This window comes from Clavibacter sp. VKM Ac-2872 (genome assembly GCF_015351105.1).
In the GTDB taxonomy this organism is placed as follows: Bacteria; Actinomycetota; Actinomycetes; order Actinomycetales; family Microbacteriaceae; genus Clavibacter.
In genome coordinates this window covers 1,162,829-1,186,572 of record NZ_JADKRR010000001.1, presented here as the reverse complement: position 1 = coordinate 1,186,572, position 23,744 = coordinate 1,162,829, and the positions used below count along the sequence as shown (strand labels likewise).

23 protein-coding genes, 1 tRNA gene and 1 pseudogene are annotated in these 23,744 nt (G+C 74.5%); 17 read left to right on the top strand and 8 right to left on the bottom strand.

Annotated features, from left to right (window positions below):
• The first annotated feature begins 20 nt into the window (after positions 1 to 20).
• The 4 genes from ITJ40_RS05660 to ITJ40_RS05645 are packed head-to-tail and all read left to right on the top strand — an operon-like array spanning position 21 to position 3,838.
• Entirely contained in the window at positions 21 to 911 is an 891-nt protein-coding gene (locus ITJ40_RS05660) for a polysaccharide deacetylase (protein ID WP_194633377.1), read from the top strand.
• 34 nt (positions 912 to 945) lie between these two features.
• Complete coding sequence (locus ITJ40_RS05655) at positions 946 to 2,322, top strand: MFS transporter (protein WP_194666130.1); 1,377 nt, start codon at positions 946 to 948, stop codon at positions 2,320 to 2,322.
• Positions 2,319 to 3,086 (top strand): SDR family oxidoreductase, encoded by a 768-nt coding sequence (locus tag ITJ40_RS05650; RefSeq protein WP_194666129.1) that lies wholly within the window; start codon positions 2,319 to 2,321, stop codon positions 3,084 to 3,086. The genes ITJ40_RS05655 and ITJ40_RS05650 overlap by 4 nt, the downstream gene beginning before the upstream one ends.
• Positions 3,083 to 3,838: an SDR family oxidoreductase gene (locus tag ITJ40_RS05645; protein WP_194666128.1), complete on the top strand. Its 756-nt coding sequence runs from the start codon at positions 3,083 to 3,085 to the stop codon at positions 3,836 to 3,838. The genes ITJ40_RS05650 and ITJ40_RS05645 overlap by 4 nt, the downstream gene beginning before the upstream one ends.
• A gap of 49 nt (positions 3,839 to 3,887) precedes the next feature.
• Here the strand turns inward: ITJ40_RS05645 and ITJ40_RS05640 are convergent, their stop codons facing one another.
• The 3 genes from ITJ40_RS05640 to ITJ40_RS05630 all read right to left on the bottom strand — a co-directional run bounded on the left by ITJ40_RS05640 (position 3,888) and on the right by ITJ40_RS05630 (position 5,640).
• Complete coding sequence (locus ITJ40_RS05640; RefSeq protein ID WP_194666127.1) at positions 3,888 to 4,658, bottom strand: gamma-glutamyl-gamma-aminobutyrate hydrolase family protein; 771 nt, start codon at positions 4,656 to 4,658, stop codon at positions 3,888 to 3,890.
• 79 nt (positions 4,659 to 4,737) lie between these two features.
• Positions 4,738 to 5,430 carry a pyridoxal 5'-phosphate synthase gene (locus ITJ40_RS05635; RefSeq protein ID WP_194666126.1) on the bottom strand — a complete coding sequence of 231 codons (693 nt, stop codon included), beginning with the start codon at positions 5,428 to 5,430 and terminating at the stop codon, positions 4,738 to 4,740.
• 138 nt (positions 5,431 to 5,568) lie between these two features.
• Positions 5,569 to 5,640: transfer RNA gene (locus tag ITJ40_RS05630), tRNA-Arg, on the bottom strand.
• 205 nt (positions 5,641 to 5,845) lie between these two features.
• Between ITJ40_RS05630 and ITJ40_RS05625 the strand changes: the two genes are divergently transcribed.
• From ITJ40_RS05625 to ITJ40_RS05580, 10 genes and pseudogenes are all read left to right on the top strand, one after another.
• Complete coding sequence (locus tag ITJ40_RS05625; RefSeq protein ID WP_194666125.1) at positions 5,846 to 6,088, top strand: antitoxin; 243 nt, start codon at positions 5,846 to 5,848, stop codon at positions 6,086 to 6,088.
• On the top strand, positions 6,085 to 6,642 hold the full coding sequence (locus ITJ40_RS05620; RefSeq protein WP_228512145.1) for a 2'-5' RNA ligase family protein: 558 nt from the start codon (positions 6,085 to 6,087) through the stop codon (positions 6,640 to 6,642). Before ITJ40_RS05625 ends, ITJ40_RS05620 begins: the two co-directional genes overlap by 4 nt.
• An 88-nt stretch (positions 6,643 to 6,730) precedes the next feature.
• Positions 6,731 to 8,803: a TPM domain-containing protein gene (locus ITJ40_RS05615; protein ID WP_194666124.1), complete on the top strand. Its 2,073-nt coding sequence runs from the start codon at positions 6,731 to 6,733 to the stop codon at positions 8,801 to 8,803.
• A gap of 84 nt (positions 8,804 to 8,887) precedes the next feature.
• Positions 8,888 to 9,631: a PspA/IM30 family protein gene (locus ITJ40_RS05610; protein ID WP_086520663.1), complete on the top strand. Its 744-nt coding sequence runs from the start codon at positions 8,888 to 8,890 to the stop codon at positions 9,629 to 9,631.
• Positions 9,632 to 9,710: 79 nt separating this feature from the next.
• Positions 9,711 to 10,376: pseudogene (locus ITJ40_RS05605) on the top strand (NADPH-dependent F420 reductase); the annotation flags it as partial.
• A gap of 91 nt (positions 10,377 to 10,467) precedes the next feature.
• A complete protein-coding gene (locus ITJ40_RS05600) occupies positions 10,468 to 11,310 on the top strand; it encodes an arginase family protein (RefSeq protein ID WP_194666122.1) in 843 nt (280 codons plus the stop codon).
• Positions 11,311 to 11,378: 68 nt separating this feature from the next.
• Complete coding sequence (locus ITJ40_RS05595) at positions 11,379 to 12,218, top strand: crotonase/enoyl-CoA hydratase family protein (RefSeq protein WP_194666121.1); 840 nt, start codon at positions 11,379 to 11,381, stop codon at positions 12,216 to 12,218.
• A gap of 57 nt (positions 12,219 to 12,275) precedes the next feature.
• Positions 12,276 to 13,709 (top strand): NAD(P)/FAD-dependent oxidoreductase, encoded by a 1,434-nt coding sequence (locus tag ITJ40_RS05590; RefSeq protein WP_194666120.1) that lies wholly within the window; start codon positions 12,276 to 12,278, stop codon positions 13,707 to 13,709.
• Positions 13,706 to 14,098 (top strand): Fe-S oxidoreductase, encoded by a 393-nt coding sequence (locus ITJ40_RS05585; RefSeq protein ID WP_194666119.1) that lies wholly within the window; start codon positions 13,706 to 13,708, stop codon positions 14,096 to 14,098. Before ITJ40_RS05590 ends, ITJ40_RS05585 begins: the two co-directional genes overlap by 4 nt.
• Positions 14,095 to 14,973 carry an SDR family NAD(P)-dependent oxidoreductase gene (locus ITJ40_RS05580; RefSeq protein WP_194666118.1) on the top strand — a complete coding sequence of 293 codons (879 nt, stop codon included), beginning with the start codon at positions 14,095 to 14,097 and terminating at the stop codon, positions 14,971 to 14,973. Before ITJ40_RS05585 ends, ITJ40_RS05580 begins: the two co-directional genes overlap by 4 nt.
• 12 nt (positions 14,974 to 14,985) lie before the next feature.
• On the opposite strand, the gene ITJ40_RS05575 is transcribed toward ITJ40_RS05580, so the two are convergent.
• Positions 14,986 to 15,390, bottom strand: a complete 405-nt coding sequence (locus ITJ40_RS05575; RefSeq protein WP_194666117.1) for an SIP domain-containing protein — start codon at positions 15,388 to 15,390, stop codon at positions 14,986 to 14,988.
• A gap of 2 nt (positions 15,391 to 15,392) precedes the next feature.
• Positions 15,393 to 16,385: a siderophore-interacting protein gene (locus tag ITJ40_RS05570; protein ID WP_194666116.1), complete on the bottom strand. Its 993-nt coding sequence runs from the start codon at positions 16,383 to 16,385 to the stop codon at positions 15,393 to 15,395.
• Positions 16,386 to 16,465: 80 nt separating this feature from the next.
• On the opposite strand from ITJ40_RS05570, the gene ITJ40_RS05565 reads away from it, so the two are divergent.
• On the top strand, positions 16,466 to 17,203 hold the full coding sequence (locus ITJ40_RS05565; protein WP_194666115.1) for a sulfite exporter TauE/SafE family protein: 738 nt from the start codon (positions 16,466 to 16,468) through the stop codon (positions 17,201 to 17,203).
• A gap of 9 nt (positions 17,204 to 17,212) precedes the next feature.
• Here ITJ40_RS05565 and ITJ40_RS05560 read toward each other — a convergent pair whose 3' ends face one another.
• The 3 genes from ITJ40_RS05560 to ITJ40_RS16985 form a co-directional block, all read right to left on the bottom strand.
• Complete coding sequence (locus ITJ40_RS05560; protein WP_194666114.1) at positions 17,213 to 18,640, bottom strand: amidase; 1,428 nt, start codon at positions 18,638 to 18,640, stop codon at positions 17,213 to 17,215.
• An 88-nt stretch (positions 18,641 to 18,728) separates the two neighbouring features.
• On the bottom strand, positions 18,729 to 20,876 hold the full coding sequence (locus ITJ40_RS05555) for a bifunctional UDP-sugar hydrolase/5'-nucleotidase (RefSeq protein ID WP_194666113.1): 2,148 nt from the start codon (positions 20,874 to 20,876) through the stop codon (positions 18,729 to 18,731).
• A gap of 105 nt (positions 20,877 to 20,981) precedes the next feature.
• A complete protein-coding gene (locus tag ITJ40_RS16985; protein WP_228511822.1) occupies positions 20,982 to 22,292 on the bottom strand; it encodes a LuxR C-terminal-related transcriptional regulator in 1,311 nt (436 codons plus the stop codon).
• Between the two features lie 119 nt (positions 22,293 to 22,411).
• Here ITJ40_RS16985 and hxlB point away from each other — a divergent pair, with 119 nt between their 5' ends.
• Positions 22,412 to 23,020: a 6-phospho-3-hexuloisomerase gene (gene hxlB, locus ITJ40_RS05545; protein ID WP_194666112.1), complete on the top strand. Its 609-nt coding sequence runs from the start codon at positions 22,412 to 22,414 to the stop codon at positions 23,018 to 23,020.
• Between the two features lie 52 nt (positions 23,021 to 23,072).
• On the top strand, positions 23,073 to 23,696 hold the full coding sequence (gene hxlA / locus ITJ40_RS05540) for a 3-hexulose-6-phosphate synthase (protein WP_063072862.1): 624 nt from the start codon (positions 23,073 to 23,075) through the stop codon (positions 23,694 to 23,696).
• The last annotated feature ends 48 nt before the right edge of the window (positions 23,697 to 23,744 follow it).

The window sequence follows — 23,744 nt, the reverse complement described above, 5'->3', positions numbered from 1 at the left end:
CATCACCCGAAAGGACCCCCATGGCCAAGGACATCATCATCGCGTTCGGCATCGACGTCGACGCCGTGAGCGGCTGGCTCGGCTCGTACGGCGGGCAGGACTCCCCCGGCGACATCTCCCGCGGCCTGTTCGCGGGCGAGGTCGGCGTGCCGCGCCTCAACGCGCTGCTCGCCAAGCACGGCCTGCCCTCCACCTGGTTCTGGCCGGGCCACTCCATCGAGACGTTCCCGCGCGAGTTCGACCAGGTCGTCGCCGCCGGGCACGAGATCGGCGCGCACGGCTACAGCCACGAGAACCCCATCGAGATGTCGCGCCAGCAGGAGGCCGACGTGCTCGACCGCTCCATCGAGCTCATCGAGTCGCGCGCCGGACGCCGGCCCACCGGCTACGTGGCCCCGTGGTGGGAGTTCTCGCGCGTGACCAACGAGCTCCTGATCGAGCGCGGGATCCGCTACGACCACTCGCTCATGCACCGCGACTTCGAGCCGTACTACGTGCGCGTCGGCGACACGTGGCAGGGCATCGACTACACGAAGGACGCCGCCAGCTGGATGCACCCGCTCGTGCGCGGCGAGGAGACCGACCTCGTGGAGATCCCCGCGTCGTGGTACCTCGACGACCTGCCTCCCATGATGTTCGTCAAGGGCAGCCCGAACAGCCACGGCTTCGTGAACCCCCGCCACCTCGAGGAGATGTGGCGCGACCAGTTCGACTGGGTCTACCGCGAGCAGGACTACGGCGTCTTCACGTTCACGATCCACCCCGACGTCTCGGGCCGGCCGCAGGTGCTCCTCATGCTCGAGCGGCTCATCGCCCACATCAACTCGCACGAGGGCGTGCGCTGGGCGACCTTCGACGAGATCGCCCAGGACTTCCAGCGACGCTCCCCGCGCACCCCGCGCGTCCCCTGATCCGCGCCACGACCGACCGCAGGAGACCACCACCATGAGCACCGACACCTCCCGTCCCGACGCCGCGCCCGCGGGCGCCGCCCCCGCGAGCGCCCTCCCCGCCGGCCTCGAGAGGGTCAGCGTCCGCCAGACCCGCCGGGTCACGGGCATCGCCTTCCTCGCGTGGACCATCGCCGTCTACGACTTCATCCTGTTCGGCACGCTGCTGCCCGACATCTCGCGCGACTTCGGCTGGGACACGAGCGAGTCGCTGCTCGTCTCGACCCTGGTGAGCGTGGGCACGGCGGTCGTCGTGCTGCTCGTCGGCCCGATGGTCGACCGGCTCGGCCGCCGCATCGGCATGGTCGTCTCGGTCACCGGCACGGCGCTGTCGTCCGGCGCGACCGCGCTCAGCGCCGGCGCGGTCTCGCTCGTCGGCATCCGCAGCATCAGCGGCCTGGGCCTCGCTGAGCAGTCCATCAACGCCACGTACCTCAACGAGATCTACGAGCAGACCGAGGACGAGCGGATCCGCCGCAACAAGGGCTTCGTCTACGCGATGGTGCAGACGGGGTGGCCGCTCGGCGCGCTGCTCGCGGCCGCGTTCGTGGGCCTGATCACGACGGCGTTCGGCCCCGGCAGCTGGCGCATCGCCTTCGGCCTCGCGACCGTGCCCGCGCTCGTCGTCGCGGCCATCTGCCTCACGCTCCGGGAGAGCCCGCAGTTCGTGGCGCAGCAGCAGATCCGCCGGCTGCGCGCCGCGGGCCTGCACGACGAGGCGGCCGCCTTCGCGCGCGCCACCGGGCTCGACGTGCAGAAGTCCGCGCCCATCGCGCGCATCTTCCAGGGGAAGCACCTGCGCAGCACCATCGTGCTGAGCGTGGCGTGGCTGCTGAACTGGTTCGGGATCCAGACCTTCTCGGTGCTCGGCACCACGGTGCTCGAGTCGGGCAAGCACATCGACGCGTCGAACGCCCTGCTCCTGATCATCGCGTCGAACTGCGTGGGCGTGCTCGGCTACCTCGCGCACGGCTGGATGGGCGACCGGCTCGGCCGCCGCAACGTCATCGTGGGCGGTTGGCTCATCGCGGGCCTCGCGTTCGCGGTCATGCTGCTGGGGCCCGACGACCCGACGTTCGTCATGGGCGCGTACATGGTCGGGCTGTTCTTCCTGCTCGGGCCGTACGCGGCGATCCTGTTCTTCCAGGCGGGCTGCTTCGACAGCGACTGCCGGGCGACCGGATCCAGCTTCATCGGCGCCATGAGCCAGCCGGGTGCCATCATCGGCGGCTTCCTCCTCACCGGGCTCACGGCGAGCGCGATGTCGTTCGGCCAGGCGGCGCTGTGGGTGGGCGCGGGCGGGATCCTCGCCTCGGCCCTCGTGATGCTGCTCGCGAAGCCCACGGGCGAGACCCGCGAGGCGACCGCGTGACCGGCGCCGCTGCCGTCTCGCTCGTGACGGGCGGGGCCTCCGGCATCGGCCGCGCCACCGCCGTGCGCCTCGCCGCCCGGGGTGACCGCGTGGTCGTCGGCCGCTTCCCCGGCGACCCGCACGACGCGGGCGCGACGCTCGAGGCCGTGCGCGCGGTCGGCGGCGCGGGCATCGCCGTCGACCTCGACGTGGCCTCCACGGCATCCGTCGACGCCTTCGTCCGGGCCGCGCTCGAGGAGTACGGCCAGGTGGACCACGTCATCGCCGCGGCCGGCATCCTCCGCCGCGCGCCCCTCGGCGCGATGACCGACGAGCGGTGGGACGAGGTCCTGGGCGTCGACCTCGGCGGCGTGATGCGCGTCATCCGCGCCGCCGAGCCGCTCCTCGGCCACGGCTCCTCGATCGTCGCGGTGTCGTCCATCGCGGGCGGCGTCTACGGCTGGGGCGACCACGCGCACTACGCGACGGCGAAGGCCGGGGTCGTCGGCCTCGTGCGGAGCGCGGCCGTGGAGCTCGCGTCGCGCGGGATCCGGGCGAACACCGTGATCCCGGGCCTCATCGAGACGCCGCAGTCGCTCGACGCGGTCAACTCCCTCGGGGCCGACGGCCTCCGGCGCGCGGGCGACCGCATCCCCGCCGGACGCGTCGGCCGACCCGACGAGGTCGCGTCGGTCATCGCGTTCCTCGCGTCCGACGACGCGGCCTACGTGACGGGACAGACGCTCACGGTCGACGGCGGCCTGACGATCCGGATGCAGGAGTGAGCGCCGCCGTGCCCCGCAGCGCCCGGCTCCGCGGGCGCACCGCGCTCGTCACGGGCGCGGCCAGCGGGATCGGCGCCGCCATCGCCCGTCACTTCGTCCTCGCGGGCGCCGAGGTCGTGCTGCTCGACCTCGCGCCCGCCGTGCACGAGGAGGCGCGCCGCATCGGGGCCGCCGGCGCGGTCGTCGCCGACGTGTCCGACGAGGCGCGGGTCGCGGAGGCCGTCGCGGAGGCCGGGCGGCTGCTCGGCCGGATCGACGTGCTCGTCAACTCGCACGGCATCCTCACCGAGGCGCCCGTCGCGGAGATGGACCTGGCGACCTGGCAGCGCACCATCGACGTCGACCTCACGAGCGTCTTCCTCCTCACGCGGGCCGTGCTGCCGGGGATGCTCGAGCGGCGCGACGGCCGGATCGTCACGGTCGCGTCGCAGCTCGGGCAGAAGGGCGGCGTCGGGCTCGCGCACTACGCGGCCGCGAAGGCCGGCGTCATCGCGTTCACCAAGTCGCTGGCGCTCGAGGTGTCCGGGTCGAACGTGCTCGCGAACGTGATCGCGCCGGGCCCGATCTCCACACCGCTCGTCGACGCCATCTCGGAGGACTGGAAGGACGCCAAGCGCCGGGAGCTGCCCCTCGGCCGCTTCGGCACGGTCGACGAGGTCGCCCCGACCGCGGTGCTGCTCGCGGCGGATCCCGACGGCAACCTCTTCGTCGGCCAGACGCTCGGGCCCAACAGCGGCGACGTGATGCCCTGACCCGAGCCTCGCGGTGATGCGCGCCGCGGTCATCCGGGTCGAGATCGGCTCAGGCGGCCGCGGTGCGCGCGGTCTCGGCGGGCTCGCGCCGCGCGCACGCCTCGGCGAGCGCGCCGAGCAGGGCGGGCAGCTGGTCGCGCGCGGCGCCCGGGTCCTCCGGGTGCCACTGCACCCCGATGACGGGCGCGCTCTCGTGCTCGACCGCCTCCGGCACGCCGTCGGGCGCGACCGCGACGACGCGCAGTCCCGTGCCGGGGCGGTCGACCGCCTGGTGGTGGGCGCTGCGGACGACGACCTCGGTGGATCCGAGCACGCGGGCGAGCCGGCTGCCGTCGGCGACGCGCACGTCGTGGTCGCGCATGACGGCCGTGATCTCCTCGGCGTCGTTGCGGTGCTCCCCCACGCCCTCGATGTGCTGCTGGAGGGTGCCTCCGAGCGCGACGTTGACGATCTGGGCGCCGCGGCAGATCCCGAGCAGCGGCGTGCCCTCGGCGACCGCGCGGCGGACGAGCGCGATCTGCCCGGCGTCGGCGACCTCGCGGTGCGTCGACCGGCCCTCGTACTCGGCGGGCCCGCCGTAGAAGCGCGGGGCGACGTCCTCGCCTCCCATGATGACGACCGCGTCGGCCTCCCGCGTGCGGGCGAGCAGCGACTCGACGCCCTCGTCCTCCGCGGCGATGTTCTCGACCAGCCAGCCCGCCTCGTCGGCGACCTCGGCGACGCGCGCGTTGAGGCCCTGCACGAGCGTGTTGTACGCGGGGGCCTCGGGACGGGAGCGCGTCACCTGCACGACGGCGAGGCGGCGGAGAGGGGCGGGCATGGATCCAGTGTGCGGCGTCGCCCGCGGGATCCGCTCACCCCGCGTCATGTTCCGCAACACGCGTCGGCGGCGCCCGGTCTCAGGGCCAGACGAGCGTGTGCGACCAGGATCCGTCGGGCCCGGACCGGTACATGATCCGCAGCTGCCCGTGGTCCTCGGTCGCCTGCCAGAACTCGACGACCGTCGGCTGCAGCACGTAGGCGCGCCACGACTCGGCGACGAGCTCCGGATCCGCCTCCACGGCCTCACGCGCCTGGGAGATCCGCGCGTCGCGCTCGGCGTCGTCGGGCATCGGCTCGCTCTGGTCGCCCGCGATGACCTCGGCGCGCGACGACGGGTGCCGGGAGAGGAAGTCCCGCTCGCTCACCTCGCGGTCGCCGTGGAAGACGGGGCCGGTCGCGCGGATCTGGCGCCCGCGCTCCCGCCAGTACGCGACGAGCGCCGCGCGCGGGTTGGCCTCGAGGTCGCGCCCCTTGGGGCTGTCGGCGAGGGACGAGAACCAGAGGGCGCCCGGCTCGTCGTCGACCGTGGGCGTCACGTCCTTGAGCAGCAGCGTGCGCGCGCTCGGGCGTCCGTCCGCGTCGGCGGTCGCGAGCACGACCGCGTTCGGCTCGGCGGCGTCGTGGGCGACGGCGTCGCGGATCCAGTCGATGACGAGGTCGATCGGGTCGTCCGGGAGGTGCTCCGGGTCGAGCTCGGGGAAGTCGTGGGGCTTCGGCTTCGCGCCCCTCAGGAGGTCGCGGACCGGGGTGGAGTCATCGTCGTCTGCCATGCGCCGAGCCTAGGCCGACCCGGCGAGGATGCCGGGGCGGGGAACTCCGCGGCCGATGCGGATCCCCGGACGCACGAGAGGCCGGCCCCGAAGACGGGACCGGCCTCTCACCGCACCAACACGGGATATGGGAAGGTGTGCCCCCAGGAGGATTCGAACCTCCGCCCCTGCCTCCGGAGGGCAGTGCTCTATCCCCTGAGCTATGGGGGCCAGGGTGCGCGCGAGCGCGGATCCAGGGTAGCACCGGCGACGAGGCCCGCCGTGCCGCCGCCACGGGCCGGGAGCGCCGACGCATTCCCTCTCCCGGGGAGACTCCCCGCTCCAGCACAGGCGCGGCACGCCAGGATGGACGCAGGACGACCGCCGCGCCGCCCGGGCACGGCGGCCCACCGATCCCCTCCAGAGGAGACCACCCGTGAAGCTGTCCCGCATCGCCGCCGCCGCCACCGGCTTCCTGCGCACGTCGAAGGGCCAGGACGTCGGCCGCACCGCCATCGACAGGGTGTCCGGCATCGCCGACAGGGCCACCGGCAGCAAGCACGCCGACAAGATCCAGAAGGCGCGCCAGGCCGCCGACGACCAGCTGCGGAAGCTCGGCCCCGACGGCGGCCGCGGCGGCCAGGGCCCCGTCCCGCCCGCGACACCGCCCCGCCGCTGAGCGCCGGCAGCGTCGAGCTCACGCTGGACGCGGCGTCCGACGCCGCGGTCCGCGCCTCCTGGCGCGCCCTCACCGACGCCGGTCTGCCGAGCCTCGCCGACCACGCGGGCGCGACCAACCGCCCGCACGTGACGCTGCTCGCGGCCGACGGGCTCGGCGGATCCGCGGACGACGCCGTCCGCGCACTCGCCACCACCGCTCCCCTGCCCACGCTCCGGCTCGGCGGGCTCGTCGTGTTCGGCGTCCCGCCACGCGGCCTCGTCCTCGCGCGGCAGGTGGTGGTCGACCGGGCGCTGCTCGACCTCCACGCGCGGATCCACGCGGCCGTCGACTCGGCGCCCGCCGATACGGAGGCAGAGGCCGAGGCAGTCGAGGTCGTCCCGCACACGCGCCCCGGATCGTGGACGCCGCACATCACCATCGCCCTGCGGCTCACGACCGAGCAGCTCGGCGCCGCCGTGGAGGCGCTCGGTCGCATCGACCCGCTCGACGCCCCGGTCGTCGGCCTCCGCCGCTGGGATCCGCGCGACCGCACGACCACGGAGCTGACGTGACCCGCGTGGCCGCCATCCTCACGACCACCGCACGCACCCGCGCCACTAGCCTGGATGGAGCACGAACTTGAGACGACGGAGGAGTCGCATGCCGCGGTCCGCGAGATTGATCGGGGCCGCGCTCGCGCTCGGTCTGGCCGGGGCCCTCGTGCCCCAGATGGCGCAGGCCACGGAGCCGGTGGACTTCGGCGGGGCCGCGATCCTCGACCCGGTCGACGCCGTCACGTCCGCGCAGGAGCAGCAGATCCAGCAGGCGATCGACCAGCTGCGGACCGACACGGGCATCACCCTCCACGTGGCGTTCGTCGACACCTTCACGGGAGCCGCGAACCAGGAGGCCTGGGGCCGCGCCACCAACTCCGCCAACGGCTTCGGCGACTCCGACGCGCTCCTCGCCGTGGCCGTCGACGCCCGCCAGGTCTCCTTCGGCGCTCCCGCCGACCTCTCCGAGTCGGCCCGCGACCAGCTCCTGCAGAACGGGATCCGCCCCGAGCTGCAGGACGGGAACTGGGCGGCGGCCGCGATCGCCGCCGCGCAGGGCATCGACTCCCAGTCGCGGACGGGCACCGGCACCGAGGCCGGCACCGGCTCCACGCCGTCCGGCGGGAACGGATCCGGCGTCGACTTCGGCCTCGTCCTCCTCTACGTGCTCGGCGCGATCCTCCTGGCCGCCGTGGTCACGACGCTCGTCGGACGACGCAAGAAGAAGAAGGCCCTCGCCCAGAAGCGGCAGGCGGTGCTGGAGGAGATGCGCACCGCCGAGCAGCGCGCGGGCAGCATGCTCGTGCAGCTCGACGACGCGCTCGAGACCAGCGAGCAGGAGGTGGGCTTCGCGGAGGCGGAGTTCGGATCCGGCGCGGTCGGCCCGTACAGAGAGGTGCTCGCGTCCGCGGGCGGCAAGGTCCGCGAGGCGTTCGCCCTCAAGCAGAAGCTCGACGACACGATCGAGGACACCGACGAGGAGCGCCGCACCTGGGCCGCCCGCATCGTCGAGCTGTGCGAGGAGGCGCGCGCCGAGCTCGACGCGCAGGCCGAGTCGTTCGAGGAGCTGCGCGCGCTCGAGCAGAACGCGCCGCAGACCCTCGCGGCCATCGTCACCGACGCCGAGGCGCTGAAGACCCGCATCGAGCGCACGCAGGAGGCGGTGGACCTCCTCGGCCGCCGCTACGCCGGCCCCTCGATGACGACCGTCACCGGCAACGTCGACCAGGCCCGCTCGCTCCTCTCCTTCGCGACCGACACCGCGCAGGAGGCCGCCGAGGCGATCCGCGTGGGCGACCGCGCGTCCACCGGCGAGATCGCGGTCAAGGTCCGCGCCGCGCAACAGGCGGTCGGCCAGGCGGGGCAGCTGCTCGACGCGGTCGACCGCGTGTCCTCCGACCTCGAGCACGCGTCCACGCGCGTCGAGGAGGAGATCGCCGACGTCCGCAGTGACATCCAGGACGCCCGCGCCGCCCAGCGCGGCGGGCGCATGCCCGAGCTGACCCGCCTCGTGGAGGCCGCCGAGCAGGCCATCGCCGACGCGAAGCCGCTGCAGGGCCGGCTCGCGGATCCGCTCACGAGCGTGACGCTGCTGCAGGAGGCGGAGGCGCGGCTCGACGAGGCCCTCGCGCCCGTGCGCGAGCAGCAGGAGCAGGTGCAGCGAGCGATCGGCTACCTGCCCCGGGCGCTCTCGACCGCCGAGAGCCAGGTGGCGACCGCGCGCGACTTCATCTCCACGCGCCGCGGCGGCATCGGCGAGGAGGCGCGCACGCGCCTCGCCCATGCGCAGCGCGCGCTCGACGACGCGCACGAGGCAGCACCCCGCGATCCCGTCCGGGCGGTCGCCGCGGCCCAGGCCGCGACCTCCTACTCGGCGCAGGCCATCGAGGCCGCGCAGCGCGACCTCGACCAGGGCGGCGGATACGGCGGCTACGGCGGCGGCATGATGGGCGGCCGCGGGGGCGGGGACGCCTTCGGCGGCGCGATCATGGGCGGCATCATCGGCGGCCTGCTCAGCGGAGGAGGCGGCGGCGGCTGGGGTGGCGGCGGAGGCGGCGGCTGGGGTGGCGGCGGAGGCGGCGGCTTCAGCGGCGGGGGCTTCGGCGGAGGCGGCGGAGGCGGCTTCGGTGGCGGCGGCTTCGGCGGAGGCGGCGGCGGCTTCAGCGGCGGCGACTTCTAGCGACGACCAGCAGGACGACGAGAACGAGAGCGACCCATGATCAACCCATTCCGACGAAGCACCAGACGAGAAGGAGCAGCACCCATGTCCAAGCAGTCCATCCTCGGCCGCATCGCCCAGCTCGCGAAGGCCAACATCAACAACCTCATCGACCAGGCCGAGGACCCGCAGCTCATGCTGGACCAGATGGTCCGCGACTACACGGAGAGCATCCGCGAGGCGGAGAGCGCCGTCGCCCAGACCATCGGCAACCTCCGGATGATCGAGGACGACCACCGCGAGGACGTCCAGGCCGCGGGCGACTGGGGTCGCAAGGCCCTCGCCGCGAGCCAGAAGGCGGACGAGTACCGCAACGCCGGCAACACCCCGAACGCCGACAAGTTCGACGCGCTCGCCCGCGTCGCGCTCCAGCGCCAGATGCAGTCGGAGAGCGAGGCCAAGGGCGCCGAGCCGACCATCGCGTCGCAGACCGAGGTCGTCGAGAAGCTCAAGCAGGGCCTCGACACGATGCGCGGCAAGCTCCAGCAGCTCTCGTCGAAGCGGGACGAGCTGAACGCCCGCCAGAAGACGGTGCAGGCGCAGTCGCAGGTCCAGGACGCGATGAAGAGCATCGACATCATGGATCCCACCAGCGAGGTCAGCCGCTTCGAGCAGAAGATCCGCCGCGAGGAGGCCCGCGTCCGCGGCGCCGAGGAGCTGCAGGCCTCCAGCCTCGACGCGCAGTTCGAGGAGCTCGAGGACCTCGGCGAGCTGACCGAGGTCGAGGCGCGCCTGGCCGCGCTCAAGTCCGGCGGATCCGCGCCGAAGCAGGTCACGTCCGGCGAGTAGCCCGCGACCGGATCCACGGGCGCCGTCCTCCGGGGCGGCGCCCGTCGTCGTCCGCGCGGGGAATTCCGCCCGACCAGACGCCGTTCCCCTCAGCATGACCAACATCGGAATCATCGGCGCCGGACTCATCGGCAGCCAGCTCGCCCGCCTGTTCACCTCCACCGGCCACGACGTCGTCATCGCGAACTCGCGCGGCCCGGAGACCCTGACCGACCTCATCGACGAGCTGGGCGACCGCGCCCGCGCCGCCACCGTGCAGGAGGTCGCGGAGGCCGGCGAGATCGTCGTCGTCACCATCCCGCTGAAGAACATCGACACCGTCCCGGTCGCGCCCCTCGCGGGCAAGGTCGTGATCGACACCGACAACTACTACCCGGAGCGCGACGGCCACATCGCCGAGCTCGACGACGAGACCACGACGACCGCGGAGATGCTGCAGCGGCACCTGCCCGAGTCGAAGGTCGTCAAGGCGTTCAACCACATCTACGCCGCCGACCTCACCACCGACGGCACCCCCGCCGGCACGCCGGACCGCCGCGCGCTCGTGATCGCGGGCGACGACGCCGAGGCGAAGGCGACCGTCACCTCGATCCTCGACTCCTTCGGCTTCGACGCCGTCGACGCGGGACCGCTCGCGGAGGGCTGGCGCATCCAGCGCGACACCCCCGGCTACGGGCCGAAGCTCGACGCCGCGGGCCTCCGCGCCGCGCTCGCCGAGGCGAAGCGCTACCGCGACATGGAGTAGCGCCGCTCCTCCCCACGACGATGCCCGCCCTCCCGGATACCACGGCGAGGGCGGGCATCGCCATGTCCGCCCGCCCACGCGATACTGGGGTGTGCCCGCCTCCTTCGTCGTCGTCCCCCAATGGCAGGGCTCGGGCTCGTCCCGCGCCATGAGGCTCGCGGACGGGGCGGAGGCGATACGCGGCGACCTGCCCGCATCGGCCACGCGCGTCGTGGACGTGCCCGTCGAGGCGGGCGAGTCGCTCGGCACGGGCGTGCTCCGCTACGCGTCGCTGCTCGCGGTGCGCACGCGCCAGGAGGCGGCGCTGCAGGCGGCGTCGGGCTCCGGGGCGTCGCCCGTCGTCACGATCGGCGGCGACTGCGGGGTGGAGATCGCGTCCATCGGGCACGCGGCCGCCGCGCACCCGGGGCTCGCGGTCGTCTGGCTCGACGCCCACGCCGACCTCAACTCCCCCGCGTCGTCGCCGAGCGGCGCGTTCCACGGCATGGTGCTGCGCGCCGTCATCGGCGAGGGCGTCGACGGGCTCGAGCTCCCCGCGGGCGCCGTCACCGCCGACCGCGTCGTGCTCGCGGGCGTGCGCGCCCTCGACGACGCCGAGTCCGACCTCGTGGACGCGCGCGGCATCGCGCTCGTCGGCGCCGACGCGGTCGGGCCGGAGGCGCTCGTCCAGGCGGTCGCCGCGACCGGTGCCGCGCACGTCTACATCCACGTCGACCTCGACGTGCTCGATCCCGCCGCCATGTCCGGCGTCGGCTACCCCGAGCCGTTCGGGCTCGACGCGCAGGTCGTGACCGCGTCGATCAAGGCGCTGCGCCGGTCGTTCGGGCTCGCGGGCGCCGGGATCACCGAGTTCGCGCCCTCCTCCCCCGCAGCGGCCGTGGACGACATGGGCACCATCCTGCGGATCATCGGGGCGCTGACCGGGCCCGTGTGACCCGACCGGGAGGTCGCGCCGCGCGCCCGCCCCTGCGAGGCTGGGACGGACGATCGAAGGAGACCGCCGTGAGCGACGACGCCCGCACCGCATCCACCGCAGACCCCCGGGCCGACGACGCACCCCGGGTGCGCGTCGAGCGCCGCGGCCACCTGCTGCTCATCGGCCTCGACCGGCCGGCCAAGCGCAACGCCGCCGACATGCGGATGCTCCGCGAGCTCGCGAGCGCCTACGGGCTGCTCGACCGCGACCCGGAGCTGCGGGTCGGCGTCGTGCACGCCGTCGGCGACCACTTCACCGGCGGGCTCGACCTCGCCGACGTGGCGCCGCACATCGGCCGGGGCCCGGGCGGCGGCCTCGACACGGTGCCGGACGACGGCGTCGACCCGTGGCGGATGTCGGGGGACGGCGTCGGGAAGCCCGTGGTCCTGGCGGTGCAGGGCACGTGCCTCACGCTCGGGATCGAGCTGGCCCTCGCGAGCGACGTCGTGGTGGCAGCCGCCGGCACGCGCTTCGGGCAGATCGAGGTCGCGCGCGGGATCCTGCCGTTCGGCGGCGCGACCCTCCGCTTCCCCGCGGTCGCGGGCTGGGGAGACGCCATGCGCTGGATCCTCACGGGCGACCTCTTCGACGCGGAGGAGGCCAGGCGGATGCGCATCGTGCAGCTGGTCGTGCCGGACGGCGAGCAGCTGGAGGCCGCGATCCGGATCGCCGAGCGCATCGCGGCGCAGGCCCCGCTCGCCGTGCAGGCGACGCTCCGCAACGCCCGGGCCGCCGTCCGCGACGGACACCAGTCGGCGGCCGAGGCGCTCCCGGCGGAGCTCGTGCGTCTGGCCGGATCGGAGGACGCGGCCCGCGGCATGCGGGCCGCCGCGGAGCGTCGTCCCGCGGACTTCGTCGGGCGCTGATCCGCCGACCGAAGGCGCCCGGCGATCGCGTCGGGGGCCGGGCGTAGGGTCGGCACCATGACCTCCTACGACCTCATCGTCATCGGTGCCGGCCCCGTCGGCGAGAACGTCGCCGACCGCGCGAAGCAGGGCGGGCTCTCCGTGCTCGTCGTCGAGTCCGAGCTCGTGGGAGGCGAGTGCTCCTACTGGGCCTGCATGCCCAGCAAGGCGCTCCTCCGCTCGGGCAGCGCCCTCCGCGCGGCGCGCGCCGTCGCCGGGTCGAAGGAGGCCGTGACGGGCGAGCTCGACGTGGCCGCGGTCTTGAAGCGCCGCGACTCCTTCACCAGCTCCTGGGACGACCAGGGGCAGGTGGGCTGGCTCGAGGGCATCGGCATCGACCTCGCGCGCGGCCACGGGCGCATCTCCGGGCCGCGCCGCGTCACGGTCACCGCGCCCGACGGATCCGTCACCGAGCACGAGGCCGCGCACGCCGTCGTCGTCTCCACCGGCACCGCGGCGCTCCTGCCCGACATCCCGGGCCTCGCCGAGGCGCAGCCGTGGACGAGCCGCGAGGCCACCAGCGTCGAGGTCGTGCCGACCTCCCTCGTCGTCATCGGCGGCGGCGTGGTGGCGGCCGAGATGGCCACGGCGTTCGCGTCGCTCGGCAGCGCCGTCACGATCATCGCGCGGAGCGGACTGCTCGGCGGGCAGGAGCCCTTCGCGGGCGAGCTCGTCGCCGACAGCCTCCGCGGCATGGGCGTCGACGTGCGCCTCGGCGCCTCGCCCTCCCGGGTCGCGCGTGACGGCGACGAGGTCACCGTGGAGCTGTCCGACGGATCCACGGTCACGGCCGCCGAGGTGCTCGTCGCCACCGGCCGCACGCCGCGCACCGAGGACCTGGGGCTCGACACCGTGGGCCTCGAGGCCGGCGCGTACCTCGACGTGGACGACACGATGCTCGTCACGGGCGCGGTCAACGCGGATACGCCGTGGCTCTACGCCGTCGGCGACGTCAACCACCGCGCGCTCCTCACCCACCAGGGCAAGTACCAGGCGCGCACCGCGGGCGAGGTCATCGCGGCGCGCGCGACCGGCGGCACCGTCGACGACTCCCCGTGGGGCGTGCACGTCGCGACCGCCGACCACCGCGCCGTCCCGCAGGTCACGTTCACCGACCCCGAGGTCGCGAGCGTCGGCCTCACGGCGAAGGCGGCGGAGGACGCCGGACTCCGCACGCGCGTCGTCGACTACGACCTCGGATCCGTCGCGGGCTCGAGCCTGCACGCCGACGGCTACACCGGCCGGGCGCGCATGGTCGTCGACGAGGACCGCGGCGTCATCGTCGGCGTCACCTTCGTCGGCCAGGACGTCGCCGAGCTGCTGCACTCCGCGACCATCGCCGTCGTCGGCGAGGTGCCGCTCACGCGCCTCTGGCACGCGGTGCCGTCGTACCCCACCATCAGCGAGGTGTGGCTGCGCCTGCTCGAGACGTACGGGCGGCCGACCACGTGATCCGGTCCGGTGTCGGCGCCGTGGCAGGAGCCGTCCGCGGCGTCCTGCTGGACTCGCCGCTCTCCCGGGCGGGCAGCGGCGTCGCCACCGCGGTGGGCCTCGCCATCGGCCTGCCGCTCAGCACGGGCGAGGTGCGCCGCCACGGCGACCTCATCGTGCTCACGGGCCTGCCGTCCTGGGTGTTCGGCCGCGGCGGCACGTGCGTCGGCCGCGTCTACCTCACGCGCGACAACGCGGGGCCCGCGGTGCTCGAGCACGAGGCCGTGCACGTCGTGCAGTGGCGTCGGTACGGGCTGCTGATGCCGCTCCTCTACTGGTGGGCGGGGCGGGATCCGCTGCGCAACCGGTTCGAGGTCGAGGCGGGCCTGGAGAAGGGCGGCTACCGGTGACCGGCCCGCTCGACGGCCGCACCATCGTCATCACGGGCGCGAGCTCCGGCCTCGGGCGCATCGCGGCCCGCGAGCTGCACGCGCGCGGCGCCGACGTCGTCGTGGTCGGCCGCGATCCCGAGCGCACGCGCGGCATCGCCGCCGAGCTGGGCGCGCGGCACGTCCTCGCCGACATGGACCGGCTGGACGAGGTGCGCGCGCTGGCCGCGACGCTCCTCGTGACGTGCCCGCGGATCCACGTGCTGGCCCTCAACGCCGGCAGCCTGGTGCCCCGGCGCGGCATGACGGCCGACCGCCACGAGACCACGTTCCAGCGCAACGTCCTCGCGCCGTTCCTCCTCACGCGCCTGCTCCTGCCCCGCCTGGAGGAGACGCAGGAGGCCCTCGGCGCCGAGGAGAGCCCGGTGCGCGTCATCGGCACGGCGAGCCGCGCGAACCTCTGGGGCCGCGTGCGACTCGACGACCTCGACTGGCGCCGACGCCCGTGGCTCGGCGGCTGGCAGGCCTACGGCACGTCGAAGGCGATGATGATCCTGATGATGCGCACGCTCGCCGAGCGCGTCGGACCGCGCGGCATCGAAGCCTGCTCGTTCCACCCGGGCCTCGTGCGCACGTCGTTCGGATCCGACAGCACCGTGATGAAGGCGCTGCTCGCGCTCTCCATGGGCGCGTACGGGATCTCGGCCGAGGCGGGCGCCGTGCCCCTCGTGCAGCTCGCGTCGGTGCCGGACCTCGCCGCGCCGAACGGCACGTACTTCGACCAGCTCACGCCCGACGGGAAGACGACCGCGCAGGCCGCCGACCGGCAGCTGGGCCGCGACCTCTGGGCGGCCCTGGAGCGGGCGGCCGGGACGGACGAGCCCGCCCGGCGCTGAGGCGGCTCCGCCTCAGCGGGTCGCGAGCAAGTGCAGCAGGTCGTCGTGGCCGCCCACGTGCCCGCCGAGCAGCACGCTGACCTCGGTGACCGGGTGCTCGTCGGAGATCGGCGCGGAGAAGACCATCATCTCGCTGGCCCACGCGCCGACCGCCCGCGCGACCGCGGTCATCGGCTCCGCGGGTGCGCCGTCGGCTCCACGGCCGGCGCGGGAGATCACGGTGACGACCATGCGCGGCGGGTGCGCGAGCGCGACCTCGACGGACGCGTCCGGCACCTCGACGAAGACGCTGCCGCGCGTGCAGAGGGGCAGGGCGGCGAGCGCGGCCTGCGTCTCGGCGAGGCCGGTCTCGTCTGTGACGAGCAGCACCTGGCGCTTCACGTCCTTGCGCGTGCGCGAGCGGGTCGCTCCGGCCATGGTCAGGACCCCTCCGCCGCGCCGCGGCGCCAGTAGCCCATGAAGGCGACCTGACGACGATCGATGCCCGTGTCGCGCACGAGGAAGCGGCGGAGCGCCTTGATGCAGCCGGACTCCCCCGCGAGCCACGCGTAGAGCGTGGAGCCCTCGTGGACGACGGGCGCGTCCCAGACGATGCCATCGGCATCGTCCTCCGCGATCGGCTGCGCCTCATCGGCGAGCGCGACCTCGGGGACCGCGATGGCGCCGACCTTGACGTGGCAGTCCACCCAGTGGCGCACGGCCTCCTCGAGGCGGGATCCGTTCGGGCGGCCGTCGCGCGGCAGCCAGGTGAGGCGCACGCCCTTCGGCACGCGCACGTCGAGGCGGTCGCCCGTGACGGGCACCTCGATGAAGGCGCAACCGACGGCGTCGTCCGGGAGCGAGGAGAGGATGTTGCAGATGGCGGGCGCGGCCGTCTCGTCGCCCGCGAGGAGCAGCGAGCGGGCGGCGCCCGGGTGCCACTCGATGCCGAGACCGCGCGCGGGGCTCAGCGCATCCGGGCCGATGAGGACCATCTCGTCGCCGACCTGCGCGGAGCCGGCCCAGCGGGAGGCCGGACCCATGTCGCCGTGCAGCGCGAAGTCGACGTCGACCTCGCCGAGCTCGCGGCGGACCGCGCGGGACGTGTAGGTGCGCAGCGGGTTGCGCTCGGCGTCGGGCAGGGCGCGCCACCAGGCGAACCAGTCGTCGCCGCCGACCCCGGTGAGGTCGGGCAGCCCGTGCTCCGCGACGGGGAGCAGCAGCTTGATGCGCTGGTCGAGGCACTCGTCCCCGAAGTCGCGGAGGTCGTCGCTCCGGAACGTGATCCGCAGGAACGTCGGGCTGACGCGCTCGGTGCGCGCGACCCGGGCCGCGAACGGACGGTACGCGGGGCGCTCGACCTCGGGTTGCTCCGCGCCCGCGGCCTCGTCGTCTGCCGTGCTGCTGGCGAGGGTCGCGGTGGAGGTAAGCACAGCCTAAGTATGGCATGCCTTACCTCCGGAGGCGATGGCCGGCGGCGGATCGGGGCCGGGATCCACGGGAGGATGTCAGGGTGATCGCCCCCGTCCTCGTCGCCGTGTTCGTGGGCGCGGTCGCGCAGCGGGTGACGGGCCTCGGCTTCGCGCTCGTCGTGGCGCCCGTGCTCGTGATCCTGCTCGGGCCGTTCGACGGCGTGATGATCGTCAACCTGTGCAGCGTGCTCTCCGCGTCGCTGATCCTCGCGGGCGTGCGGCGCGACGTGGAGTGGCGGCGCTACCTCCTGCTGGCGGGGCCCGCCGTGGTGGGCATCGTGCCCGGCGCTCTGCTCGCCTACCTGCTGCCGGACCCCGCGCTCGAGATCGGGATCGGACTGCTGCTCGTCGCCGCGCTCACGACCTCGCTCGCGCTCCGACGGACGACCCGGGTGATCGACGGCCCGGGCGTCATGGCCGGCTTCGGCTTCGCGGCGGGCGTGATGAACGCGGCGGCCGGCATCGGCGGCCCCAGCGTGAGCGTCTACGCGGTCGTCAGCCGGTGGGAGCAGCGCGGGTTCGCCGCGACCCTGCAGCCGTTCTTCCTCACCACGGGTGCGGTGTCGCTGATCACGAAGCTCGTGCTCGCGCCCGACCGCTGGCCGGATCTCGGCACGGCCGCGTGGGTCGGCATCGTGGTCACGCTCGTCGCGGGCGTCGGCGCCGGGACGCTGCTCGCGCCCCGGATCCCGACCCGCGGCGCGCGGGCCGCCGTCGTGGTGCTCGCCTTCGCGGGCGCCGTGACGGCGATCGTCAAGGGCGTGGGCGGGCTCGTCTGATCCGGCCGGTCACCACTGCGGCGGGTGCCGGCGCTGCCAGTGCAGCCGCCGCTCGAGCTGCCGCCCGATCGCGAGGAGCGTCGCCTCGCCGCCCGGCTTCCCGATGAGCTGCACGCCCATGGGCAGGCCGTCGTCGGTGAGGTGCACCGGGAGCGTGATGGCCGGCAGGCCCGTGACGTTCGCGAAGGACGTGTAGGGGGTGTACTCCACCTGCTGCGCGAAGTTCCGCTCGCCGTCCTCGGCGTCGTACCAGCCGACCGGGCGCGGCTCCTGCGCGAGGGCGGGCGTGAGCACGGCGTCGACGTGGGCGAACTGCGCGATGACGCTGCGCTCGTAGGCCGTCAGCTGCGCGAGCGCGCGGGCGAGGTCGCGCGCCGAGAGGGCCCGGCCGCGCTCCACGAGCCAGCGCGTGAGCGGTTCGAGGAGGTCGAGCTGCGCGCCTTCGGCCGGGATCCCCGCGGCGCCCGCCTGCCAGATGGTGCGGAACGCGGGCGCGTAGGTGGGATCCGGCCGGAGCGCGAGGTCCTCGAGCCCGTGTCCGATGGTCGCCAGCTCGCGCACGGCGAGGGCGAGGGCGTCGTCGGCGGACGGGTCGCGCACGATCTCGTAGGCGTCGTCCCAGGGCGTGGTCGTCATCACGCCGATCTGGAACCGGCCCTCGCCGCGGACCGCCGCGCCGAGGAGGTCGCCGTCGTGATCCTCGGGTGCGCGGAGGGTGAAGGGGTGCGGGATGCGGCCGTTGACCCGGCCGATCATCGCGTCGAGCAGCATGGCAGCGTCCGCGACGCTGCGCGCGAGCGGGCCGGGCACCACGAGGCCCGCGAGCGACTCCTGGCCGGATCCCGCGGGCACGAGGCCGCGCGACGGCTTGAGGCCGACGAGGCCCGTGGCCGCCGCGGGGATGCGCACCGACCCGCCGCCGTCGGATCCGGGCGCGAACGGGAGGAGGCCCGCCGCGACCGCGACGGCCGCTCCCCCGCTGGATCCGCCGGCGCCGCGCGTCGTGTCCCAGGGAGTCCGGGCGGGCGGGGCCACGAGGCTCTCCGTGTACGACGGCAGGCCGAACTCGGGGGCGCTCGTCGTGCCGAGGCTGATGCCGCCCGCGTCGTCGAGCGCCTGCGGGATCGCGTCGGTGCGGTCGGAGACGTGGTCGCGGAAGAGGCGCGAGCCGAACGTGGTGCGGACGCCGGCGCGCTCGGAGAGGTCCTTGTCGCCGAACGGCAGGCCCCAGAGCGGCGCGGTGCGGGGGACCTCGCGCTCGACGAACCGGGCGCGCTCCAGGGCGCGGTCGGCGGTGACGGTCGTGAAGGCGCCGAGCTGCGGATCCAGCCGCTCGATGCGCTCGAGGTAGTGGGTCACGAGCTCGGTCGGGGTGACCTCGCCGCGCTGGAGCTGGTCCCACTGGTCCTGGGCGCTGAGGTGGTGGAGTTCGAACACCGCTCCAGCGTAGGCCGGGGTCGGATGCGCGGACGGGGCGGGCACCGGTCGTCCGGCACCCGCCCCGTCCGTCACGGACGCGTCCGCGTCAGCGGCGCGCAGCGGTCGACATCCGGTGGCGGAACGCGACGAGCGCGAGGCCCAGGGCGAGCGCCGCGAGCGAGGTCCCGAGCACGGGGCCGGCCTCGGATCCGGTCGCCGCGAGCGTCGGCTCGGAGCTGGGCGCGGGCACCGTGCCCGTGCCGGACGGGACGACGGATCCGGCCGACGTGTCGAGCGCGTAGAGCACCGATGCCCCCGTGCTCGGCAGCAGGAACGCCAGCTGATGCGGTCCCGCCGTGAGGCCGGCCGGCACCGTGAACCGGACGCTCGCGCGGCCCTGCTCGTCGGTCGTGTCGACCACGGCGGCGTCGATCGGCGTGCGCGCGACCTCCTCGCCGTCGATGAGCGTCACGACCTCGGTGTCCTGCACGGGCGCGTTCGAGACGAGCAGCGACGAGAGCTCGTAGGTGCGCTCCTGGCCGCCCGCGGGCGCGGCGCCCGTCGTGTCGACGACGCCGATGGAGCGCGTCGCCGAGTCGGGCTCGACGGGCGAGAACTCGGTGATGTAGTCGACGAACGCCGTGAGGTCGACGCGGCCCGAGTCGCTCTGCTCGGTCGTGTTCGCGAGCTCCGTGAAGTTGTCGCCGCCCTCCGCGAGGAAGCTGTTCGCGACCATCGTGAAGACGCGCGCGGGGTCCACCGGCTCGCCCTGGAAGAACACGCCCGTGATCCGCTCGCCGCGCGCGGCCGTCGGGTCGTACGTGTAGGTGAGGTCGCGCGAGAGGCCGAGCTTGAGGAACGGCCGCGACGAGCCCTCGGGCTGCCACTGCTGCTCGAGCACGGCCTTGACGCCCGCGCCCGTGATCCTCGCGACCGTGAGCGTGTTGGCGAACGGCTGCACGATGGCGGCCTCCTTGTAGGTCACCTCGCCCTCCGCGTCGCCGGCGCCCGAGGACGCGACGGTGAGGTCCTGGCGGATGCCGCCCGGGTTCATGAACGCGATCTCGGTGCCGAGGTCCGCCTGCGTCGCCCACAGCTGCGCGTCGGCGACGAGGTTGCCGATCGTGGACTCGCCGCCGCGGTTCTCGGAGCCGTCCGCCTGGCGGGCGCGCGTGATGTCGCCCGTGATCTCGCCGACCGTGCGGCTGCCGATGACCTCGGCCCTCGCGACCGCGGCGTCGACGATGCGCTGCACCGCGGGATCCGCCGGGAACGCCGGCTTCCCGTCGGCGGTGAGCAGCGGCACGAGCTCCGATGAGATGGACGTGAGGGCCTTCGTGGCCGGATCCACCGTGAGCGACAGGCGCCCGAGGTTCGTGCCGTAGCTGCCGGTCTGGAGCACCGGCAGCGGCAGGGCCTTGCCCGCGACCGGCAGCTCGTAGTCGTAGCCGAGGTGGGTGTGGCCGGAGACCACGGCGTCGACGTCCTGCTGCACGCCCGTGACGATGCGGCCGAAGACCGAGCCGTCCGTGAGGGACGACTCGTCGGAGGTGGACGCGCCCTCGTGCACGACGAGCACGACCACGTCGGCCTCCCCGTTCGCGTCGTCGCCGTCGCGGAGCGCGCGGGCGGTGGCGGTGGAGGCGTCGACGACGCTGCCGACATCGAGGGTCGCGATCCCGGCGGGGCTCACGAGCTCGGGCAGCGCCTCCGTGGTGGCGCCGACGAACGCGACGCGCACGCCGTCGATCTCCTGCACGTCGTACGCCGCGTACGCGTGCTCCGTCGTGCCCTTCTCGTAGAGGTTCGCCGAGATGTAGGGGAAGTCGGATGCGGGGACGACGCGGCCGTCGACGTCGTCGCGGCCCTGGTCGAACTCGTGGTTGCCGAGCGTGGAGACGGAGACGCCCATCGCGTTCAGCGCGTCGATGGTCGGCTGGTCCTGCTGCGACAGCGACGTGAAGGTGCTCGCGCCGATGTTGTCGCCCGCGCTGATGAGCGTGCTGTTCGGGTTCTCCGCCTTCGCCTGCTGGAACGCGCCCGAGATCACGGCGGCGCCCGCGGTGGACGACGTGGTCTCGAGGCGGCCGTGGAAGTCGTTGATCGAGTAGACGTCGATGGCCACGTCCCCCTCGGCGGCCGATGCGGGGGCGACGCCGAGGCCGAGCGCCGCGGTGGCGGAGAGGCCCGCCACGAGGGCGATGGCGCCGGAGCGCCGGGCTCCGGAGGGGCGGCGGGTGGGAGCAGGGCGCATGCGGGGACATCCTCGTTCGGGCGGGCGGCGGTGATCAATACCTTACGGAGCTGAGGTTTCCGTGGGGTTAACTCCGGCATCCGCTGCGAGCGCCACCGCCCGCCGTCAGCCCCGCACGAGCCCCGCGAGCTCGGCGCGCGTGGAGGCGCCCATCTTCCGCAGCAGGTTCGCGACGTGGAACTTCACGGTGTTCTCGCTGATCCCGAGCGAGGTCGCGATGGCGCGGTTGCGGGATCCGCCGGCCACGAGGGCGAGCACCTCCCGCTCGCGCGCGCTGAGCCCCGCCTCCCCCGCGGCGTCGAGGCCGGCCGCGGGCGCGTCGAGGGGCAGGCGCACGGCGATCTCGGATCCCCAGCCGGGCGTCGCCGTCACGTCGAGCGCCCCGTCGAGCGCGGCCACGCGATCGGTGAGGCGGCGGAGCGCGTCGAGGTCGGCGGTCGTGGCGCCCGCGCCGTCGTCGCGGATCCCGACGAGCAGGTTGCTGCCGTCGCAGTCCCACTGGATCCGCACGCGCGTCACGTCCGGCTGCTCGACGAGCGCGAGCACGGCGCCGCGCACGATGGCCCGGCCCGCGTGCGCGACCTCGCCCGGGAGCGCGCGGCCGTCGACGGGCGGCTCGACGAACTGCACGTCGAGGTCCCGGAACCGCACGAGCGGACGGAGGTCGTCGCGGAGCCGGGCGAAGGCGCGCGCCACGGGCTCCTCGCCGAGCGAGCGGTCGCGGTCGCTCGCCGCGCGCAGCTCGACCATGGCGTTGGTCGCGAGCTCGGCCGCGGTCTGCCGGGCGGCCGCGTCGCCCGTGCGGGAGGAGCGGAGCACCGCGAGCAGCGACTCCAGGGTGGTGGCGTGCGCGTCGCCCAGCTCGGACACGACGCGGGCGCGCTCGGAGGAGACCGCGCGCGCCTCCGCGAGGTAGGCGGGCGGTGCGGCGGCGACCTGCTGCCGGATCCCGTGGGCCACGCTCCGCCAGAGCGCCCGCACCAGCTCGCGGGCGGCGGGCACGTCGTCGTGCCCGGTGACGGGATCCACGAGCACGAGGAGCGCACCCGTGTCGGCGCGCCAGGCGGCGATCGCGCGCGGCCGGCCGCCGACGGGGTGCTCGACGGCCCAGGCGGAGCCGGCGTCGGCGGACCCGTCGGCGAGGCTCGCCAGGATCCGGTCGAGCTCGGCGATCGTCACGTTCTCCACGACCTCGGCCTCGCCCGCCTTCTTGCGGGGGCGGCCGGTGCAGTCCTCCGTGAAGATCACGAGGGCCCGGTGCCCGACCACCGGCTGCAGCAGCGCGGACAGCGCACCGGCCACCTCCTGCAGCGGGGCGGCGAGCGCGTCGTGCAGCCCGTCGAGGAGCGCGACGGCGTCGGAGGACGCGGGCGCGGGACGGGCGGCGGGATCGACGGGGTGGGTCCGGGACGGCATCCCGCCACCGTACGCCCACCCGATCCGCCCCGACGGCGATGGCGACCTGCTCGGACGGGTAGGCGGATCCACCCATCGGGTGGGCCGCACGGACGGGCCGCGAGGAGCACCCTCGACAGGTGACGAACACGACGCACCCCCGCCCGACCGGCGACGCCCCCGTCGACGTCGCCGCGGCGCTCACGCTCATCTCCGACGAGAACGCCCGCGTCGCGCGCGCGCTGACGGACCCGGACCTCGCGGAGCGCCTCGACGAGGCGGCCCGCGTGATCCGCGACGGCCGCCGCGTCTTCGCCCTCGGCGCCGGCCGCTCGGGCCTCGCGCTCCGCATGACCGCCATGCGGTTCATGCACCTCGGGCTCGACGCGCACGTCGTCGGCGAGGCCACGTCGCCCGCGATCGAGGAAGGCGACGTCCTCCTGGTCGCGAGCGGATCCGGCACAACCGCAGGCATCGTCAGCGCCGCGAAGACCGCCCACGACATCGGCGCCCGGATCGTCGCGCTCACGACGGCCGACGACTCGCCGCTCGCCGACCTCGCGGACGTGACCGTGCTGATCCCCGCGGCCGCCAAGCAGGACCACGGCGGCACGGTCTCGGCGCAGTACGCGGGCGGGCTCTTCGAGCTCTCGGTCGCGCTCGTCGGCGACGCCGTGTTCCACGCGCTGTGGCAGGCGTCCGGCCTCTCGGCCGACGACCTGTGGCCGCGCCACGCCAACCTCGAGTGACCGTCGGTCGCTCGATCCCCACCCCATTCATCACGACAGGAAGAGGAACCGCATGAAGCTCCAGGTAGCCATGGACGTGCTCACGACGAAGGACGCGCTCGAGCTGGCCGGCAAGGCCGCGCCGCACGTCGACATCATCGAGCTGGGCACGCCGCTCATCAAGGCCGAGGGCCTCTCCGCGATCACCGCGATCAAGGAGGCGCACCCCGACAAGATCGTCTTCGCCGACCTCAAGACGATGGACGCGGGCGAGCTCGAGGCCGACATCGCGTTCTCCGCGGGCGCCGACCTCGTCACCGTCCTCGGCGTCGCGGGCGACAGCACCATCGCGGGCGCCGTGAAGGCCGCGAAGAAGCACGGCAAGGGCATCGTCGTCGACCTCATCGGCGTCGCCGACAAGGCCACGCGCGCGAAGGAGGTCACCGAGCTCGGGGCCGAGTTCGTGGAGATGCACGCGGGCCTCGACGAGCAGGCGGAGGACGGCTACACGTTCGGCGACCTGCTCGAGGCCGGCAAGGCCTCCGGCGTGGCGTTCTCCGTCGCGGGCGGCGTGAAGCCCGGCACCATCGGCGACGTGCAGGACGCGGGCGCCGTGGTCGCCGTCGCGGGCGGCGCCATCTACTCGGCCGACGACCCGGCCGCGGCCGCCGCCGAGCTGCGGGCCGCGATCCGCTGATCCGCCCGCCTCACCCTGAGCGCCGCGCTCCCGTCCTCGACGGGGCGC

What these genes read in the sequence shown, in the direction of transcription:
- ITJ40_RS05635 (WP_194666126.1), bottom strand. Translation starts at nt 5,430, where the DNA reads ATGGCAGACGACGATGACTCCACCCCGGTCCGCGACCTCCTGAGGGGC.
- ITJ40_RS05660 (WP_194633377.1), top strand. Translation starts at nt 21, where the DNA reads ATGGCCAAGGACATCATCATCGCGTTCGGCATCGACGTCGACGCCGTG.
- hxlA (WP_063072862.1), top strand. Translation starts at nt 23,073, where the DNA reads ATGAAGCTCCAGGTAGCCATGGACGTGCTCACGACGAAGGACGCGCTC.
- ITJ40_RS16985 (WP_228511822.1), bottom strand. Translation starts at nt 22,292, where the DNA reads ATGCCGTCCCGGACCCACCCCGTCGATCCCGCCGCCCGTCCCGCGCCC.
- ITJ40_RS05555 (WP_194666113.1), bottom strand. Translation starts at nt 20,876, where the DNA reads ATGCGCCCTGCTCCCACCCGCCGCCCCTCCGGAGCCCGGCGCTCCGGC.
- ITJ40_RS05610 (WP_086520663.1), top strand. Translation starts at nt 8,888, where the DNA reads ATGTCCAAGCAGTCCATCCTCGGCCGCATCGCCCAGCTCGCGAAGGCC.
- ITJ40_RS05640 (WP_194666127.1), bottom strand. Translation starts at nt 4,658, where the DNA reads ATGCCCGCCCCTCTCCGCCGCCTCGCCGTCGTGCAGGTGACGCGCTCC.
- ITJ40_RS05615 (WP_194666124.1), top strand. Translation starts at nt 6,731, where the DNA reads ATGCCGCGGTCCGCGAGATTGATCGGGGCCGCGCTCGCGCTCGGTCTG.
- ITJ40_RS05655 (WP_194666130.1), top strand. Translation starts at nt 946, where the DNA reads ATGAGCACCGACACCTCCCGTCCCGACGCCGCGCCCGCGGGCGCCGCC.
- ITJ40_RS05590 (WP_194666120.1), top strand. Translation starts at nt 12,276, where the DNA reads ATGACCTCCTACGACCTCATCGTCATCGGTGCCGGCCCCGTCGGCGAG.
- ITJ40_RS05575 (WP_194666117.1), bottom strand. Translation starts at nt 15,390, where the DNA reads ATGGCCGGAGCGACCCGCTCGCGCACGCGCAAGGACGTGAAGCGCCAG.